Annotated in this window: 1 protein-coding gene; it reads left to right on the top strand. The window is 32.4% G+C overall.

Translation table 11 applies throughout. The features are described from left to right. Positions 1-375 precede the first annotated feature (375 nt). On the top strand, positions 376-552 hold a 177-nt coding region (hpf, locus tag ACS8FC_RS20035), incomplete at its 3' end, for a ribosome hibernation-promoting factor, HPF/YfiA family (protein WP_439298074.1).

Genomic DNA, 552 nt, shown 5'->3' with positions numbered 1-552 from the left:
CAAACAGAAGTATTAATCGTTTAAATACAGCCATCTATAAAGATATTGAGTAATTATGAATATTTCTGTGGCAAGATATAAAAAATAAAATTTTTTGATTATATAGAAACATGATAGAAACAACAGGTATTGTTACACTTAATTACAATTTAACGTCTTGCTACTATTCGTCTTTCATGACAAATTAGAGTCATACCAACAACGAAATCTAAGTGCCAATCTATAGTATTTACTTATAATGAATAAAGGAGACGATAAAAGGATACGTCGAAATCTTACTAGAGGCATTAGATGAATTATTGGTAAGGCAGGATGATAAGAGCAGGAATGCGACTTCATCTGTTGAATGTAAGTTACAAATACAAGGACAATAATATGAATGTTTCTATCAGTGGTCACCATATCAGTGTTACCGAAGCTATGGACACAGCAGTTCGTGAAAAGCTTGAAAAAGTAGAGCGACACTTTGATCAGATACAGAGTATTAAAGTGATATTATCGCTAGACAATAGTGGCGCAAATGATGGCGGTAAAAAAAGCCATAAAGCTGAA

It is taken from the genome of Psychrobacter sp. 1Y4 (assembly GCF_051847555.1).
The sequence above is the reverse complement of the archived record's forward strand: the minus strand, read 5'-3'. Positions and strand labels throughout refer to the sequence as shown.